General features: G+C 42.5%; 15 protein-coding genes and 6 pseudogenes. 11 read left to right on the top strand and 10 right to left on the bottom strand.

What is annotated here, in order from left to right:
• The first annotated feature begins 61 nt into the window (after nt 1-61).
• Nucleotides 62-1,003, top strand: coding sequence for an iron chelate uptake ABC transporter family permease subunit (locus G7Y90_RS11275; protein ID WP_250162402.1), 942 nt, complete (start codon nt 62-64; stop codon nt 1,001-1,003).
• Nucleotides 1,004-1,202: 199 nt separating this feature from the next.
• Here G7Y90_RS11275 and G7Y90_RS11280 read toward each other — a convergent pair whose 3' ends face one another.
• Nucleotides 1,203-1,532, bottom strand: coding sequence for a DUF3817 domain-containing protein (locus G7Y90_RS11280; RefSeq protein ID WP_250162403.1), 330 nt, complete (start codon nt 1,530-1,532; stop codon nt 1,203-1,205).
• Between the two features lie 186 nt (nt 1,533-1,718).
• Between G7Y90_RS11280 and G7Y90_RS11285 the strand changes: the two genes are divergently transcribed.
• From G7Y90_RS11285 to G7Y90_RS11300, 4 genes and pseudogenes are all read left to right on the top strand, one after another.
• Complete coding sequence (locus G7Y90_RS11285; RefSeq protein WP_250162404.1) at nt 1,719-2,129, top strand: glutathione S-transferase N-terminal domain-containing protein; 411 nt, start codon at nt 1,719-1,721, stop codon at nt 2,127-2,129.
• Nucleotides 2,130-2,134: 5 nt separating this feature from the next.
• On the top strand, nt 2,135-2,365 hold the full coding sequence (locus tag G7Y90_RS11290; RefSeq protein WP_250163975.1) for a glutathione binding-like protein: 231 nt from the start codon (nt 2,135-2,137) through the stop codon (nt 2,363-2,365).
• Between the two features lie 467 nt (nt 2,366-2,832).
• Entirely contained in the window at nt 2,833-3,258 is a 426-nt protein-coding gene (locus G7Y90_RS11295) for a hypothetical protein (protein WP_250162405.1), read from the top strand.
• 165 nt (nt 3,259-3,423) lie between these two features.
• A pseudogene (locus G7Y90_RS11300) lies at nt 3,424-3,741 on the top strand (IS1595 family transposase); the annotation flags it as partial.
• Between the two features lie 276 nt (nt 3,742-4,017).
• Here G7Y90_RS11300 and G7Y90_RS11305 read toward each other — a convergent pair.
• The 4 genes and pseudogenes from G7Y90_RS11305 to G7Y90_RS11320 all read right to left on the bottom strand — a co-directional run bounded on the left by G7Y90_RS11305 (nt 4,018) and on the right by G7Y90_RS11320 (nt 7,285).
• Nucleotides 4,018-4,326, bottom strand: coding sequence for a peptidase M16 family protein (locus G7Y90_RS11305; RefSeq protein WP_250162406.1), 309 nt, complete (start codon nt 4,324-4,326; stop codon nt 4,018-4,020).
• A 56-nt stretch (nt 4,327-4,382) separates the two neighbouring features.
• Nucleotides 4,383-5,456, bottom strand: coding sequence for a M16 family metallopeptidase (locus tag G7Y90_RS11310; RefSeq protein WP_250162407.1), 1,074 nt, complete (start codon nt 5,454-5,456; stop codon nt 4,383-4,385).
• 69 nt (nt 5,457-5,525) lie between these two features.
• A pseudogene (locus G7Y90_RS11315) lies at nt 5,526-7,036 on the bottom strand (M16 family metallopeptidase).
• Nucleotides 7,037-7,120: 84 nt separating this feature from the next.
• A complete protein-coding gene (locus G7Y90_RS11320; protein ID WP_157908393.1) occupies nt 7,121-7,285 on the bottom strand; it encodes a hypothetical protein in 165 nt (54 codons plus the stop codon).
• A 351-nt stretch (nt 7,286-7,636) separates the two neighbouring features.
• On the opposite strand from G7Y90_RS11320, the gene G7Y90_RS11325 reads away from it, so the two are divergent.
• The 3 genes and pseudogenes from G7Y90_RS11325 (at nt 7,637) to G7Y90_RS11335 (ending at nt 9,692) form a co-directional block, all read left to right on the top strand.
• Nucleotides 7,637-7,852 carry a hypothetical protein gene (locus G7Y90_RS11325; protein WP_250162408.1) on the top strand — a complete coding sequence of 72 codons (216 nt, stop codon included), beginning with the start codon at nt 7,637-7,639 and terminating at the stop codon, nt 7,850-7,852.
• 295 nt (nt 7,853-8,147) lie between these two features.
• Nucleotides 8,148-9,055 (top strand): annotated as a pseudogene (ftsY, locus tag G7Y90_RS11330) (signal recognition particle-docking protein FtsY).
• A gap of 34 nt (nt 9,056-9,089) precedes the next feature.
• On the top strand, nt 9,090-9,692 hold the full coding sequence (locus G7Y90_RS11335; protein ID WP_250162409.1) for a methylated-DNA--[protein]-cysteine S-methyltransferase: 603 nt from the start codon (nt 9,090-9,092) through the stop codon (nt 9,690-9,692).
• A gap of 101 nt (nt 9,693-9,793) precedes the next feature.
• Here G7Y90_RS11335 and G7Y90_RS11340 read toward each other — a convergent pair.
• Nucleotides 9,794-10,541, bottom strand: a pseudogene (locus G7Y90_RS11340) (YebC/PmpR family DNA-binding transcriptional regulator).
• Between the two features lie 536 nt (nt 10,542-11,077).
• On the opposite strand from G7Y90_RS11340, the pseudogene G7Y90_RS11345 reads away from it, so the two are divergent.
• Nucleotides 11,078-11,647 (top strand): annotated as a pseudogene (locus G7Y90_RS11345) (ion transporter).
• Between the two features lie 166 nt (nt 11,648-11,813).
• Here the strand turns inward: G7Y90_RS11345 and G7Y90_RS11350 are convergent.
• On the bottom strand, nt 11,814-13,115 hold the full coding sequence (locus G7Y90_RS11350; protein ID WP_201560221.1) for an ABC1 kinase family protein: 1,302 nt from the start codon (nt 13,113-13,115) through the stop codon (nt 11,814-11,816).
• A 134-nt stretch (nt 13,116-13,249) separates the two neighbouring features.
• Nucleotides 13,250-13,785: pseudogene (gene aroQ / locus G7Y90_RS11355) on the bottom strand (type II 3-dehydroquinate dehydratase).
• Between the two features lie 484 nt (nt 13,786-14,269).
• On the opposite strand from aroQ, the gene G7Y90_RS11360 reads away from it, so the two are divergent.
• Both G7Y90_RS11360 and G7Y90_RS11365 read left to right on the top strand, forming a co-directional pair.
• Nucleotides 14,270-14,485, top strand: coding sequence for a cold-shock protein (locus G7Y90_RS11360; RefSeq protein WP_011513806.1), 216 nt, complete (start codon nt 14,270-14,272; stop codon nt 14,483-14,485).
• 292 nt (nt 14,486-14,777) lie between these two features.
• Nucleotides 14,778-15,932: a DEAD/DEAH box helicase gene (locus G7Y90_RS11365; protein WP_045446437.1), complete on the top strand. Its 1,155-nt coding sequence runs from the start codon at nt 14,778-14,780 to the stop codon at nt 15,930-15,932.
• A 149-nt stretch (nt 15,933-16,081) separates the two neighbouring features.
• Here the strand turns inward: G7Y90_RS11365 and G7Y90_RS11370 are convergent, their stop codons facing one another.
• Together G7Y90_RS11370 and ccoS are read right to left on the bottom strand one after the other, a co-directional pair.
• Nucleotides 16,082-16,984, bottom strand: a complete 903-nt coding sequence (locus G7Y90_RS11370; protein ID WP_201560223.1) for a sulfite exporter TauE/SafE family protein — start codon at nt 16,982-16,984, stop codon at nt 16,082-16,084.
• 208 nt (nt 16,985-17,192) lie between these two features.
• On the bottom strand, nt 17,193-17,489 hold the full coding sequence (gene ccoS, locus G7Y90_RS11375) for a cbb3-type cytochrome oxidase assembly protein CcoS (RefSeq protein WP_087815953.1): 297 nt from the start codon (nt 17,487-17,489) through the stop codon (nt 17,193-17,195).
• Nucleotides 17,490-17,528: the final 39 nt, after the last annotated feature.

The following is a 17,528-nucleotide window of genomic DNA, read 5'->3' on the forward strand; positions in this document are numbered from 1 at the left end:
CACCACTGATATTTGGCTGATTTTGCGTCAGCGCGCGAGCGGATAGAAACAGTGACTCCAATTGCTAACGGGCAAGCATGCACCTGTGGCATGGTGGCGCTGGGGTATTGGCGTGGTAATGATAATTATGCTTGCCTGTGTTTTTGTCCAAGACGTCAGTGGTTGGGGACTAAGTACCGATTGGGCGATCACCCAGCAGTATCGGCTACCGCGCAGTTTGAGCGCTGCGGCAACGGGTCTGATGTTGGCCATCGCTGGTGTATTATTGCAAACGCTCACCCGCAACCCGATGGCAAGTCCAGAAGTATTGGGTGTGAGCTCGGGCGCGGCGCTTGGGGTTATCTTAGGGTTTTTACTACTACCAAGCTTAGGACTGTCTGCTGGCTCAGGCACGTTGTTGATCTCAGGATTATCAGGAGCGATGGCTGTATTATTGCTGGTTATTTGGCTGGCACGTAAGGTAAGCTCTGGCTATCTATTACTGGTCGGTATCGGTATTGCCGCGATGATGGATGGGGTGATGCACATGGTCAAGCTGTCTGGCGATCCACGCCTAGAAGCAATGCTTAGCTGGCTATCGGGAACCACTTATAGCGCTCAGCCTAGTACCGTGTGGTATCTTATCGGCATTGCTCTCATTTTATTTACCCTCAGCTTACTGCTTATCAAACCATTAAGAGTGCTTGGTTTGGGTACAGGGGTCGCTCGTAATCTGGGGGTGGCTGTGACGCCAGTCACGATTGCGCTATTGGCACTGGTGGCGGCACTAAGTACTGCCAGTACGCTTGCGGTTGGGCCATTGAGTTTCATTGGTCTAATGGTGCCACATTTGGCGACGTCACTCGGTGCGGTAAGGCTTGAGCGCCAATTGCCATTAGCGGCTTTGTTAGGCGCAGGGGTGATGGTAATAGCAGACTGGATTGGGCGTTATGTTATTTTCCCTTATGAGCTGCCTGCGGGTACGATTGCGGCTATCATGGCGGCGCGTACTTTTTATGGCTGATTCGTAAAGTGCCAGTCGCAGTGAGTGGATAGTTTTTATGGGAAATTAATGACTGACGAATAACTATAATCAGCCATCATGATCAGTCATTAATACATACCGTCCAGCGCTTAAACAGCGCTATACCTTAAAATCACCAATGTTCGTCATATTCAGTAAGTCATTTGACATTACTTTGAAGGGGTTTTAAACTTTTTATTCAAGCTAATAAATGATCGAATATAAACGGACCAAGGGGTAAAAAGGATCCGAGTACCCCTGCTGGCATCGCCCAAAGCGGCATTTTTATTTTGGTGGTGGCTATCAACAGCATTAAAATATACGCGATGAACAATCCGCCATGAGCCATCCCTATGTAGGTGACCGCTTCTGCAATACCCATCATATATTTTAGCGGCATGGCGATGCAAAGTAGTAATAAAAAGGACGTACCTTCTAAGTAACCCATGATCGTAAGAATCTTTAATACAGAGTTCTGATCTTTTGTGAGATGAGGTGTCTCTGTGATAGTTGTCTGAGCCTGCGACACTATATCTTCCTTTGTTTTATAATAAATAAGGTAAGGGTTTTTCAATGCCGCTATGATACTGGCTTTGTTCAATGCTTTGAAGTATTAATTTTACCAACCCTTAATAGAGATCAGTAACGAAACTAAATGACTCTTGATGTTAGTGACTCTAAGGCTGCTGATCTCGTTTTAACTGTGAAAAAATATATGACTGCTTACTCCCTTTCTTGTCTTTACTCTTTTCGTCGCTGTCCTTATGCCATGCGCGCGCGTCTCGGTCTGTTGTTTGCCGAGTTGCCGGTAGAGCTACGGGAGATAACCTTAAAAAACAAACCTGCGAAAATGCTAGCGATTAGTCCAAAAGGCACCGTGCCCGTTTTACAGCTCGCTGATGGTGTTGTGATTGAAGAGAGTCGGGAAATAATGGAGTGGGCGCTTGAACAGCAAGATCCACAAGAGCTGTTGAACCCTAAGACTTTGCATCAAGGTAATACGTTAATTGAGCAAAACGATCAGGAGTTTAAGCATTGGCTAGATCGCTATAAATATGCTGACCGTCATCTTGAAATGACCAAACAGAATATCGGCAAAAAGGTGAAGCATTTCTACAGATTTTAGAAGCACTGCTTACTAAAAATACTTATTTGCTAGGAGACAGTGTGACCATTGCCGATATCGGTATTATGCCATTTGTCCGCCAATTTGCTCATGTAGATCGCGACGTTTTTTACAGTTTGCCTTATCCTAAACTGCAAATATGGCTAAAAAACTGGCTAGCGCATCCATTTATACAAGCCATGACCAAGTTTCAACCTTGGCAAGATGGCGATGAGCCAGTGATTTTCCCTTCTTAGTAAAAGTAGCTCATTCATTTCTTTGTAAATATTCCATCAATCAATTTTAGATATGTCTAGCAAGAATCCACGCGTCATTAAACAATTCCTAATAATGAGGGAGTTGTTTACCCTCATCATTTTGATAAACCTCAACAGTACTATTCTCAAAATAAATATCAATCTATGGCGGTTTGATAGCCGCTTTTCATAACCTTTGTATCAAAAGGGTTGAATACCTATTGTGTACACTTGTACTCTTAGGTTAGAATGAACATAAGTATATTGTTATATAAATATTCTTGAGTGAGCTCAATTACGAATTGATTGGCATGGTTGTGAAAGTAACTTTTATACGAGTGTGAATATAAGAGTGCGCAAACAACGAATCCACGTGCCAATTATAGTGACGCCGATGGCTTTGCTTTTTATATGCGATAACCACTTAATTCACCCCTAATCCCAACATTTACGAAGGACTGTGTGAAATGTTTAAAAAGGCCATTAAAGAGACTGAATTAGAAAAAATAGATATCATATTAGTAAAAAATATTTTAGAGATTGGTATTCAAGATGATTATGCTGACAAGATAGCGGCTGATTATATCGAGACGTTAGCCCGCGCAAAAAGTGATAAAAACAGTCTCTTATATAAATCATCTAAGGTAAAAGAGTGCTATAGACAGTCGGATCTGCATAAATCTATCAACCGTATTATTTATAAGATCGAGCCTTTAAGGGTTGCTATTATGCGTGAAGGCCTAGCATTGCAACAGGCAGTGGCTGAAGGCAATAAGGAGATAGCTGATGAGATTATTAAGGTTGTCGTTAGAATGAAGCTAGAAAAAAGTAAGCTTGAGAAAAATCTTAGCGCACTTATGGGTAACGTAAAAAAGCTTCAGCTCGCTAGCTAATAAATTAGGGCGTGTTGAACATTGGCAACGTCATCTAAGAAAGCTAAAAACCCTTTATGCTATGCGAAAAATAGTATAAAGGGTTTTTAGCTTTCTAACTTGCGACTTATTCATATGACATATCATATGAAATAGCTGTATTGTAAGTATTACAAGAATCAGATTACCCTAATGCCCGTTATTAAGCGTAAAATCAAGCCTGACAGCTTTGTTTATACTGATAGTTATCGAATTTACCATGCATTGGATGTGAGCGAGTTTAAACACCTCAGAGTCAATCACTTTAAAGAGTTTACTTGCGGTAAAAGCAATCACATCAATGGCATTGAGAACTTTTGGAATCAGTCTAAACGAACACTCAGAAAACATAATGGGATCGATAAGAAGCATTTCCATTTATTTTTGAAAGAGTGCGAGTTTAGGGCTAACTATGGCGCACCGTCTAATCAGCTTAAGATACTAAGAATATGGTGTGATATTTAATCCTTATCTATTACAGCCCCTTATTTTTTGTATGGACAACCCACTATCTACTTTTAGTACCACTCATAAACAGTGCTACTCATAATTTATTAAGACTCATAAAGAGTGCCAACCTATAAAGAAATGCTGGGCAATACTAAATAGTGTTGCCCAGCATTTCTTTGTGCGGCTATTTATTGGTCTTTTATCTTCCAAGGATTTCTTGTCCAACGGTGACAATCAGGAAATCATCAGGTTTAAGGGTATCACGCATGGTTTGATTGACTTCTGATAGCTTTACTTGATCAACACGTTTGACATAATCATCAGATAGCTGTTTGGTAATTGATAAAAATTCATCATCCCAAGTAAGCCATTAATTCCTGCATTGCTCGCAAAACCCATCGGAAAGCTATTTTTAAGATTGTCCGTCGTTAAGCGCATCTCAGTGCTGGTGATACCTTTTTCTAAAGTGTCATTGATAACGTCTAAGCTGGCATCAATGGCCGCGCGCGCCTTATCATTGCGCGTTGAAAAACCGATTTGGTATGGTCCTCGTGCCAGCATGGGATTCATAGAGCCTGATATGCCATAAGTGTAGCCCAAGTTTTGTCTATCTCAGTCATGAGTCGCGCATTAAAATCACCGCCGCAAGTACCTCATTACCAACCGCAAATTGGTTGCTTCTGCTGAGACTGGGGATCGGTGGCACGCTTATCTCCCAATTGTCCCATGAGTACGGTGGTTTGAGTACTTGGAAAGGGGATATGAATGTGCTTTGCTTGGCTCAGTGGTTTGGGTTCAGGCAGCTCAGTTGCAGGCTGACCCTTCGGTAATTTGCTAGTGATATCTTCAGCAAGTTTTTTTGCTTGCTCTAAGGTTAGATTACCAGTGATGGCAACAGAGGCATTTGCTGCGACCAAATAGCGGTTTTTAAAATCTATTAGCTGTTGCTTTTCGATAGTAGGAACGCTTTCAAGTGTACCCGCTGATGGATGGGCGTAAGGATGCTCGCCATACAATGCTTCGCTAAATGCGATGCTAGCAAGGCTGTTGGGATCTTGTTTTTGCTGCTGCAAACCAACCAATAATCGTGCTTTATTACGTGCTAAAATGCTGTCGTCAAAAGCGGGTTCGCTGAGCATCTGAGTCATTAAATCAACGGCTGGAAGTAGATGCTTATCATCAGATAAGCTACGTAGCGACACAATAAACATGTCTTTATAAGCACTACTATTTAGATTGATACCCAAGGTTTCAACAGCGCGAGTAAATTCATTTTCGTCTAAGCGTTTAGAGCCTTGCGTCAACATAGTAGCAGTCATATTAGCAATACCAAAACCTGTGTTACTAATACTGCCATCACGGGCGCTACCAGCGTTAAAACGCAAGTCGATATCGACAATCGGTAAGGCTGTTGTTTGTACAAAACGTACGGGAACGCCTGCCTTGGTTTTGAACTGCTGAATCGTTGGGATGGTAACGGTTAACGGTTTATCATCGTCAAGGCTGGTTAGCTTTGATAATGCGGCAATCGGTGCGCTGGTATCCACTGCCGCAGAGCCACGATATTCTTCAGCACCTGTTGTGTTTGCTTGTGCTGTCATCGTCAACGTTGTTAGACCTAGCAAGATGCCAACACTAAGATGCGACAGTTTTTGCATGGTGGCGGTTGCTGATGGTATTGAGCTGCACGCTTTTTTTCTATTTTGCAACAAATTACTATTTTGAGTCATGGTTTTCTTCTTATAAATAAGGTCTTTATGATTGGCGCTTGTATCGAATAAAGAGCTAACACGGCACGATTATTTCTCTGTCGCTGCTTGGTTTTTAGGTGGGATGACATGCATCACTGTTAAATTGTCCTTTACCAAATACTTTTTGCTAGCAGCTTGTATGTCAGCAATCGTCACGCTATCGAGTTTGGTGGGCAATTTGGCAAGCAGCGTATCGTCAAGACCGATAGACTGTAATGAGCCAATCATCTGCGCTTGACCTTCCATACTGTCTTGCGCATAGACGAGCCCTGTGACCGTATTGGTTTTGGCACGCTCGATTTCATCAGCAGCGATGGGATCGGTTTTGAGCTTTTCTATTTCAGCCATAATGGCTTGTTGTGCTTGCTCTAAGCTGACACCTTCACGTGGAGTTGCTTGTATCAAAAACAGTCCATCGCCACGATCTAGCAAGTCATATGAAGTGCCCACTGTGGTAAGTAGACCTTGCTCGCGTATCAATCGACTCTCAAGGCGGGCAGAGAGACCACCGTCTAATACATCTTGAGCCAGTGAGAGCGCATAAGCTTGTTTTTCATTAGCTGCACCAGCAGTGACGAGACTGGGTACGTTATAACCTATTAACAATACTGGCACTTGTACGGCTTGCTCGGAGTCGACTTGCTGATAGCCACGGAAGCCTTTTTGACTGACGGCAGGACGTTTAGGTAGATCGCTTGGTGTTAGCTCCCCAAAGTAACGTTTGACTTGAGCCAACACTTCTTGTGGTTTAACGTCGCCAACGATGACTAACGTTGCATTGTTTGGTGCGTACCATGTTTTATACCAGTCTTTTAAATCTGTAAGGGTAATGGATTCAAGCTCATCCATCGGCCCAATAACGGATTCGCCTTTTGGACTATCCGGGAGCGCCAATAAGCGAAATGACTCATAAGCCTTGGCAAGTGGATTATCATCAGTGCGTTGGCGGCGCTCTTCCATGACCACTTGGTGCTCTTTGGTAAATTCCTGCTCATTAAAAAGTAGGTTTTTCATACGATCCGCTTCTAGCTCTAATGCCAAAGGAAAACGGTTGGCAGGGAATAGCTCGTATAGCCCGTATAGTCGTAGCTGGTAAACGCATTATTGACGCCGCCAAATTTAGCAATCAATCGCTCATAGTCGTCGCTCGAAACGTTAGTAGTGCCTTTAAACATCATATGCTCAAGCAAATGCGAGATGCCCCCTTTATCCAGTGGCTCATCTGCTGACCCAACTCGATACCAGATTTGAGTCATTACCACAGGTGCGCGATGGTCTTCTTTTACCACTACCTTTAGACCGTTTTCTAATTGATATTCGTGTCGACCTGACATATCCATGGTCAATGCTGATGAGGGCTGAAAGTCTTGACCTGATTTAGCGGTATTTAGCCCATCTTTACCCAAGGTATTTTGAATGGCTGGCTTCTGAGCAGTCGACAATGTGTTGGCGCTGATAGTACTGGTTTGGCAAGCAGCAAGAGTCGTTGCTATTGCTAAGGCACCGGCAAGACGTAGAGAGGCGGTAGGTAAGGGCGACGGTGATAAAGGCAGTGGCATGGTATATTCTACTTATATAAAATGGCAACTTGTAAATTGATCAGTGGTTAGATCACTCTCAATACTAGCGATAGATAGCGGGTTTTATAAAGATTTATGTGCCCCAACCATCACACTGGCTGTTGGCTTAAATTCTTGGGTGGTATTACAGCCTGTCGCAGATAGTACTAGTGTCGCTACTAATAAAGCTGCGCTGATGCTGATTGCTTTTTTACCGTACGTTTTGTCAGTGTTAGATAGTGATGGCATAGATAATTCCTAAAAATGAGGGTTGAGTAATCGATAGTGAAGTAATTGGTAAGTTTTGGAATAAGGCTTGTTCTACAATAAACTCTGGTAGAGTAGGCGAAGTTTAGCATGTGTAAGGTCAGATTTTTGTTGCCAAACCTTAAGCGAAACTTTCTAAATAGATGGTATAACTTGCCAGATTTGCAAAAATTGACGATAGGCTATGATGGTAAGGTCTGAGCACAACTTGAATTATGATAAACTAGGCTAAAAATTGACTGTCGTGGGTCATGGCCCATGGCAAAAATGACGATATACCGACCCATTTAAAATAATCAAATAACTGAACGTGATAACTTTTAGGGCAAGCTTATGAATAACTCCAATAATAGCAGTCGTGTAATCATTAATCTCGATGGCAATTTTGATGACTTAGATGACGATGATATTACCTTACCCAGTCTGCCTTCGCAATCTGTGCCCATTACCGATGAGAAAGAAGATGCAGGCTCTATCCAAGCGCCCAATGATAAAAGCATCGAAGATCAGCAAAAAGACAGCACGAAACAAAGATGTCTCAAGTGCTGATGCGGCACAAAACATTGCTTTGGGTGCGCCAATTGTGAGGACAGAAGAGCAAAGCACGTCTAAAAACGCCTCTGAAAGCTTTATAAGCGCTTCATCAGCTGATAACGATAATAATAAAAATATTGATACTAAGCTTAGCACTATTTCTACTGCCCCAACCATGCCACTACAAGAGCAACTTGGCGATAGCCCAAATGTCAGTCCTGCGAGTAGTGCGGTACAAGTGACCACTCAAGCAGAAATCGAATCTACAGAGCTGCAAGAAAACAAGAAAAAAGGCAGCTGGTTTAACCGCATGAAAACGGGGCTAAGTAAGTCGCGTAAAAATCTTGCCGAAGGTATGGTCAGTATTTTGATCGGTGGCAAAGAGATTGATGATGAGCTATTGGAAGAAGTTGAAGATCAGTTATTGGTTGCCGATATCGGTGTCAATGCGACCAATCGTATTATCAAAAGTCTGACCGAACAGACAGACCGTGGTGATTTGATTTATGCGCATTCATTATATAAAGCGTTGCAAACTGAACTGGTTGATATTTTAACGCCAAAAGTCGCACCACTCATTATTGATACCAGCAAAAAACCTTTTGTGATTTTAGTCGTGGGTGTTAATGGTGTGGGTAAAACCACGACGATTGGTAAACTTGCCAAGCGCTTACAAGGCGAAGGTAAATCCGTTATGCTGGCTGCTGGCGATACCTTCCGTGCCGCTGCTACTGAACAGCTACAAATTTGGGGTGAGCGTAATAACATTCCAGTCGTCGCTCAAGGTCACGGCTCTGATAGTGCCTCTGTTATCTTTGATGCCATGCAGTCTGCCAAAGCAAAAAAATCGATGTATTAATCGCTGATACTGCTGGACGCTTGCAGAATAAAACCCACCTGATGGCTGAGCTTGAAAAAGTGGTACGCGTCATGCGTAAAGCGGATCCAAGCGCACCGCATGAAGGTATGATTGTCCTCGATGCTGGCACGGGTCAAAATGCGATTAATCAAGTAGAACTCTTTAATATCGTACCATTAACGGGTATTACCATTACCAAACTAGATGGCACTGCGAAAGGTGGTGTGGTCTTTAATATTGCTGAAACCACAGATGTGCCGATTCGCTATATTGGTGTTGGTGAATCGATCGATGATTTACGTGCCTTTAGTCCAAAACAATTTGTTGCCGCCTTATTTGAGACCGATGATAAAGAGTAGCGCTCGATAGGTTGTTTTAGTCGATGAACGATTTTTGAAAATATCATCATTTGAAAGGAAGCATCATGATAGTCACCACAGCCCTTTTGGCGCACACCAGCTAACGTTAATTGCGAGTGTCAATGAGCATAGTAGCCCTAAGCTGGTAGAAGTCAATTGGCTGCTAGCAGGTGACTCTTGGCATAGCTCAAAATCCATTCCCAAACTTAAGAAACAATATGGGTTTGTCGATCAGAGCTTTACGTTTATCAATGAGGATAGCCTAAGCAAAAATGTGCCTGCCCAAGCGCTACTCATAGAGACTATAGCGCAATTAAAATCGTATTTTAAAGGTGATCGTCAGGTATTCGATTTGCCATTAGATATCAGCTTAGGAACCAAGTTTCAGCAACGAGTTTGGCAAGCGTTACAAGATATTGGCTATGGCAAAGCAATAAGCTATGCGACACTGGCACAAAATGTCGCTAGTCCCAAAGGGTTTCGCGCGGTTGCTAATGCTAATAGTAAAAATCCTTTTAGCATTATCGTTCCGTGTCATCGAGTCATTGCTAGCGATGGTAAGCTTGGTGGCTATACAGGTGGACTGGATAAGAAAACATACTTGTTAGCGCTTGAAGGTGTCACTTGCAAAACCTAGTAGGAGCGAAGCGTTCGTCACATATTGCTAAACAAAAAAAGCCAAACGTTTTAAACGTTTGGCTTTTTGATGTGTGAGACATAAAGGGTTGCGGGATAAAACTATTGCTCGAGCTGGGTCATTACGTCAGCAGAAAAGTTTACATTGCTATAAACCTCTTGCATCATCGATATCTTCTAACATATCAATCATTTTCATGACTTTTAGTGCATCATCGACATTGTCTATTTCAGCACTGGTAGACGGTGCCATGGTCACTTCAGCATTGTCAGAGACCAAACCTGCAGCATTAAGCGCATCTTTGACGTGACCGAAATTTTCCCATTCAGTGATGACGAGCAAGCTTTCACCATCATTCTCGATATCAAGCGCGCCTGCATCTAATGCCACTAGCATGACTTCATCTTCTAGGCTTGTATCATTAAAGATGATTTCACCGCGCTTATTAAATAGATAAGCGACCGAGCCAGTAGTACCTAGATTGCCTTCATTTTTGGTAAAGGCGTGGCGTACTTCACTGACTGTTCGGTTAAGATTGTCAGTCAAGGTTTCGACAAGTACTGCGACGCCGCCGATGCCATAGCCTTCATAGCTTACTTCGTCCATATTGTCATTGTCATCACCGCCTGTACCACGAGCTACTGCACGGTTGATGGTATCTCGTGTCATATTGACAGATAGGGCTTTTTCAATGACAGCACGTAGGCGCGGATTCTTGTTAGGGTCAGGATCACCTTGCTTGGCAGCAGAGACAATTTCACGAATAATTTTAGTGAATACTTTACCTTTTACCGCATCCTGACGGGCTTTACGGTGTTTAATATTTGCCCATTTTGAATGGCCTGCCATATAACATCCTTAAGTTTTGCGTATTATTTATTGTGCTTAAAACAAGTGTTTAATAACAATCTTTTACTATGAGTATGTCATGAATAGAGTATTTATACATTTTAAGATTTTTCAATCTGCATGATGACACACCTCATATCACCTGTTTCTATAATATAGCTTGCACTATCTCTTTGAAGTAACAGAGCTACCGACACGTTAACGATTTGTATTTTGTTGAGAGTGCTTTTTTGCTACACTGTGGCAACTTAGTGATTGTATTCACATGTGACCTGTGAACAATATTATAAACCAATTTTATCTATTTTGACTAACTTGGCCTTATCCAGCGTATTTTAAATCATTGGTTGCCATCAAGCCATTATTTTATATCGCTACTGACTCGATACTACTGACTATATGAAGCAACCGACGGCTGAAGCCATTACCCACCTGCGTAACCGCATTCATATTATTATTGAAGGCACAGATACCCGTTTGGGTAAAATTTTGATATTGTATTATTGATTGCGATTTTGACCAGTGTGGCTGTGGTCATGCTGGACAGTGTGCTATACATGCGCCTGCAATATGGCACTATATTCTTTTATGCTGAATGGTTTTTTACCATTTTATTCACGATAGAGTATGCGCTCAGGTTGTTTTCAGCGCCTAACCGCGTGCGTTACGTCTTTAGTTTTTTTGGGGTAGTCGATTTATTGTCTGTGCTGCCAAGTTACCTAAGCCTCATGTTTGTGGGGGTACAGTATCTATTAGTGATACGGGTTTTGCGTATTTTACGTGTGTTTCGCGTACTCAAGCTCAAAGCTTATATGCAACAAGCGGGATTTTTCCTCGGCGCTTAAAACCAGTCAGCAAAAATCACGGTATTCTTTTTGTCGCTGGTATTATTGGTCACGATTTTCGGCTCGATTATTTACGTGGTAGAAGGCCCTGAAAATGGCTTTACCAGTATTCCGCTGTCTATCTACTGGGCAGTCGTCACCATGACCACGGTCGGTTACGGTGATATGTCACCCAAAACCGCTAGGTCAAGCGATTGCGAGCATGGTCATGATTACGGGTTATTCGATCATTGCAGTGCCAACGGGGATTTTTACTTCTGAGCTGGCACGTAATATGCGTCCGCAACTCAATCCCGTCACCTGTCCTAATTGTGGCAAGTTCGGTCATGCCATTGCAGCAGAATTCTGTGATCGTTGTGGACACGCTTTGCATATTTAGCCGTGTTTGTGCGTTGTCTGCTTTCGTAAATATGTATATTTTATATCGTTATACATCAATGTATTCACTAACGAGTGGTGATAAGTCAATCTCAACACCGAGGTTGACTAAGTTCCAGTATTGTCCTGACACTGTGCGATCTAGCATCATGGTGGTTGCAGAAGGTTGGAATTGACCAAAGTACTTCAACGACGTCCGCATTTGAGCAATGACTTCGTGATGAACCTGACTTTGACCAAAATCAAAAGCGCCTTGTTGATAAGGTTGAATAGACAGAGGCTTTAGCCCAATGGATAGCCATTTCTCATAAAACTCTCCGGGGATATTTTTATCGTCATCACGGCGAATATCAAGAGCGATGAGGTCCTGCTCAAGGGCAGTCACATCTCCTTTAATGGCATGCTTGGCAAAACGGCGGAACAATTGAACTTCGCTGTCACTATAGCTACGGATGCCGCCAAAATCATAAGCCACCACACTGCCATCTTTGCGAAAGGCAAAGTTGCCGGGATGTGGGTCACAGTGCATACGGTATAAGCCAAATAGTTGTCCTGCGGTAAAGTGGAACAGGCGCTTGGCTATGTGTTGTTTGATGTCATTGTCCCAAGTCGCCGCGACGGTTAGGGTTTCTCCCATCTCTTCTGTTAAGGTTAAAATCCGTTTAGAAGAGTGGCTGCTAATGACTTTAGGAATAATAAGACCTTTGTCTTCTGCATGAAATGCGCCAAACACTCGTAAGTTATGCGCTTCTTTAATATAGTCCAATTCATCGTGTAAACTTTGGCGAATCTCGTTAAATAGTTGCTCTTGCAACTGTTTGCTCATATTGAGCACACCCGCGATTTTTAGTGCCATGCGTACTTGTTTGAGGTCACTATCACAGTTTTCATCGACATCAGGATATTGGACTTTAACCACCACTTTTTGACCAGATGGCAAAACGGCTTTATGCACTTGACCGATGGAAGCCGCCGCAAACGGTGTTTCTTCAAATTCGCTAAATAATTCTGCGACAGGCGCTTTAAGCTCGCGCTCGATTTGTGCACGTATCTGCGAATACGGCATGGGCGGCGCATCTTTTTGCAGCTTTTCTAGCGCTGTCGCTACTTCTGGTGGGAACACGTCTTTATATTGCGAGGCAATTTGCCCGACTTTCATCACCGCGCCTTTCATTTCACCCAACGTTTCGGCTATCTGAATGCCCACATCTTGCATCAGCTCTGAGCGTGCTTGCAAACGTTTTTCTTCGTCACTTGAGAGGTGCTTAAATGAGTTTTTAGCTGCTTTGCCGGCAATGCTTGCTGTCATGCCAGCCAATTTCATAAAGCGCTTTCCAGACGATTTTGCCATTCATATCACCATGTAGTGGGTTGTTTGCTCAGTCATAATTTTAGTATTTTAGTCAAACAATTGCTGTTTAACTCGTGTGCTATTGATAAAGTATAGTTATACAATTCATGATTGTCGGTAATCAGGATTAAGCATTAATCGCTGATTGTGACAGAGTAGAGGCTATCAAGCCAGTAGGACAATGCCATTTGATAACCCAGATGCCCCAAACCACAAATAACACCGACGGCGACATCGCTTAGATAAGAATGATGGCGAAAAGGCTCGCGCGCATGCACATTGGATAAGTGTACCTCGATAAACGGTTTTTTGTGGCCAAGAGCGCATCACGTAACGCAACCGAGGTATGAGTAAAGGCGGCGGGGTTAATGATAATGGCATCTACTTGCAGCGCTGTCTCCGCTAAAAGTCCATGATATTGGATGTCATCTATCAGTCTACCTTCATGATTGGATTGTATACATATTAATTCAATACCGTGCTGAGCTGCACGTGCGATCAGACGTTCCTCGATATCTGCTAGTGTCGTATGACCATAAATTTCAGGTTCGCGCTTACCCAATAAATTCAAATTGACCCCATTAACCAGCAATAACTTATGAGTGAGTGTTTTATCGGCATTTTTCTTTGAAGGCGTGACGGTTGGTATAGACTGAGAAGGCGAGGTCATAATGGTCTCTATAACGATGAAACGAGGTTGAGGATTTATTATTTGTTATAAGGTTTAGATACTGTATAAGCATGAAATGGCATAAGCGTAAAATTGCACAGTTTAATCAAACCTTTCTCTTTATGATAACAGCTTGATGACGAGGTTATAAAAAAATTACATGAAAAATAAAGCTAAAGCCAAAAAATCATGTTAAAAGTCTTTATGTTGCTAAAAACCCGTGCTATGATATTTTTTATGCAATAATTATTGCAAGTTTGTTGCTACTGCCAGAAGTAGAGCAGTAAGCATCAGTAAGACGGTCGTTATGTTTGTAAATACTCACTATGTTGCTACATACCGTTATTTGCTATAGATGCGGTATGTAGGTGATAATAGTTAGTATAGTACTCTTAAGTTTTTGATTTCATCATCTTAGATCCCGTTTATATGCAATGTTGCAAAGGAATTTGGGGCTAAGCGGACTTTTTTAGGAAGCAATATTATGTCAGCTCGTGAGCAAGGTATCGTTAAGTGGTTTAATGACTCAAAAGGCTTTGGCTTCATTCAACGTGACAGCGGAGAAGATATTTTTGTCCATTTCCGCGCGATTCAAGGTGATGGCTATCGTTCTCTAAAAGATGGCGAAAAGGTCGAATTCAGTGTGGTAGAAGGTGATAAAGGTCTTCAAGCTGAAGAAGTCAGAAAAGTAGAAGAGTAATCTATCCAGTCATTAGAGCGGTTTAGCTATAATGTCTGTAGACACTACTGATATACTACTGAGTCAAGCCCGTTTTATCTTACCCATGTTGAGTCAAAATCAGCATGTTTGGTGGGATTAGGCGTTAGGCTTGGCTTTTTTTATGCCCGTATCTCAGTCAGCTATATATAGATTTCATATTGTTGTTGCTGCTTAATTTAGACAGCAATATAACGGGTTATCATGAGCCTATTTATCATGAGTCTACTTATTATTAGTAATGAACAAGTGATTAATTTAAAAGGATATTTTTTTGAGTAATTTTACCACGTTTACTGATTTGCCACTTTCAGCACCGACCTTACGTGCCGTAAGTGATCTAGGTTTTACGGCATTAACGCCCATACAAGCACAAATATTACCGCATACCTTGGCAAATCAAGATGCTATTGGACAGGCGCAGACGGGTACTGGCAAGACGGCAACCTTTCTATTGACTATTATGGAAGCCTTACTTAAACGTCCTTTTACCAATGATGAAGAGCGTTATTTGGGTGAGCCGCGCGCAGTGGTCATGGCGCCCACTCGCGAGCTTGCTCAGCAAATATTTGATGATTGTATCGCTTTGACCAAATATACTTCGCTACACAGTGTTTGTATCATGGGCGGCACCAATTATGAGACTCAGCAGCATGAGCTTGAGCGTCAATATGTCGATATTTTAGTAGCGACACCTGGTCGTCTAATTGATCTTGCCAATAAAGGCATGGTCTATTTAGATCGAGTGGAAGTACTGGTGTTAGATGAAGCAGATCGCATGCTAGATATGGGTTTTATCCCTGACATCAAGCGTTTGGTCGGTCGGATGCCAGCCAATACAGACCGTCAAAGCTTACTGTTCTCTGCCACCTTCAACCAAGATGTGATGAATCTAGCCTATCGCTGGTTGCATGAGCCGCAGTTTGTTGAAATAGAGCCAGAACATAAAACCAGTGAGTTAGTCGATCAGCACTTTTATTTACTGACAGAAGATCAAAAATTAGAAGCGTTGCAGCGTATCATCAGTGATACGGCAGTGGATAAAGTGATTGTCTTTGCCAATCGTAAAGACCAAGTCAAGCGTCTGTATCATAAGCTGCGTCAAGCGCATAAAATTGTGATGTTGTCGGGCGATGTCATTCAACAAAAACGTGAAAAGTATCTACAGCGCTTTAAAGATGGTCATGCTTCTGTCTTGGTGGCAACTGATGTCGCAGGACGCGGTATCCATGTCGATGATGTTAGCCACGTGGTTAATTATACCTTGCCTGATCAGCCAGATGATTACGTGCATCGTATTGGTCGTACGGGTCGTGCTGGACAAACAGGCATCAGCATTAGTTTTGTGAGTGAAGATGATGCTTTTAATATACCCGCGCTAGAGAAGCATTTAGATACTAAGTTTACCCTTGAGCAGTGGCAAGAGTAGTGATTTATAAGCCGTCAGTTCTACTATAGTGTACAGCTGTCGGAATCATAAAAGCCCTCAACATCATGATTGATGTTGAGGGCTTTTTTATATGGCAGATTTTGATGTTAAATGATTTCATATTTTAACAATATCTATTGTCGATAATTCTATTGAGCTTGTTCCATCATTTCAGAATGTTCATCGTGGTTCATGTTGATCGCGCCATCACTCATATCATGCATACTATGATCTATACCTTGGGGAGTTGTGCTGTTATCAGTTGGCATCATATGATGGCTGCTGTGATCCATATTTGTATCCATCGGCATATCCATCATTTCTGAATCGCTCATTTGCATATGATCGCCTTGCATATTGAACATATCATGCCCACCATGCATGCTAGACATTGCTATAGGGACAAACACAACGGCTAAGCCAGATAATACCATGACAGCGCCATTAAGCTGTCTCAAGCGAAAACGTCCAATCTTGTCACGTAACCAACCAACGGTTTCGTGCGTGGCGACTAGCATCGGTACGGTTCCTAAGCCAAACACAAACATGAGTGCAGCACCGCTTAGTGGATTGTGAGCGACTACTGCAATCAATAATGCACCGTAAACCAATCCGCAAGGCAAAAATCCCCAAAGCAGTCCAGCCGTTAATGCTCGCGGAAAGGTATTGAGTGGAAATACTTTTTGACGAAGTGGGCTGAGATATTGCCAAAATCGCATACCAAAACGCTCAAGATTTTTTAAAAATGGTGCGCCAAGCATGGTCACGCCGACGAATACTAACACCAAGCCTAGCAAGATACGTGGCGTACTATTACCTTTCATTAAGGGCTCTAGTACAGTGGTGCCAATCAGTCCTGCCATCAAACCCAAAAATGCGTAACTGGTCAAACGACCTAAATGGTAAGTTGCCACAAGAGCACGGCGTTTGGTCGGGCTGACGTCTTTCATCGATAGCCCAAATGCTGTCACCAGACCGCCACACATGCCTAAGCAATGCGGTGAACCAAAAAAGCCCATCAGTAGTGCCGCAATAAGTAAAGCGGTGGTCATGGGGCGATTCTCCTAAAAAACGAAAAGCAAACCTACACATAAAATCGGCATTTAACCAACACTTAACAGTAGGCTGCGCAGATAGTACAAGCCTTGATAAGTGGTTATGGCATCCACCTCGTTCAATGTACTAAGTCGTACTATTTGCGCTCGGTTGCCATATATTCACACTTTCAATAGCTTCTACTATAGATAAAGTGGCTCAATGCTAGATTTTTGGCTGTTTATCAAGGTCAGCATGATCAATTGACTCTATATCAGGATGGCTCACCTTATCATCAGCGACTATATCAGTCACTGTGGTATCGTCATTCTGCGAAATAGGCGCTGAGTAATCATGAGCCTGTATGGTCTGCCGTCGCTCTTGGCGATCATCCAATATGATGCGCTGTGATGCATTGTCCAGATCTTCAAACTGATTTGATTTGACCGCATAGCGTACCGCCCAAATGGCAACCACAAACAGCATGAGACTTAATGGAATTAACAAAAATATACTGAGCATGGTAACTCTCTTAAATAGCATTTTCTTTTATTATTATAC

The sequence above is a fragment of the Psychrobacter sp. WY6 genome (assembly GCF_018448495.1).
Classification (GTDB): domain Bacteria; phylum Pseudomonadota; class Gammaproteobacteria; order Pseudomonadales; family Moraxellaceae; genus Psychrobacter.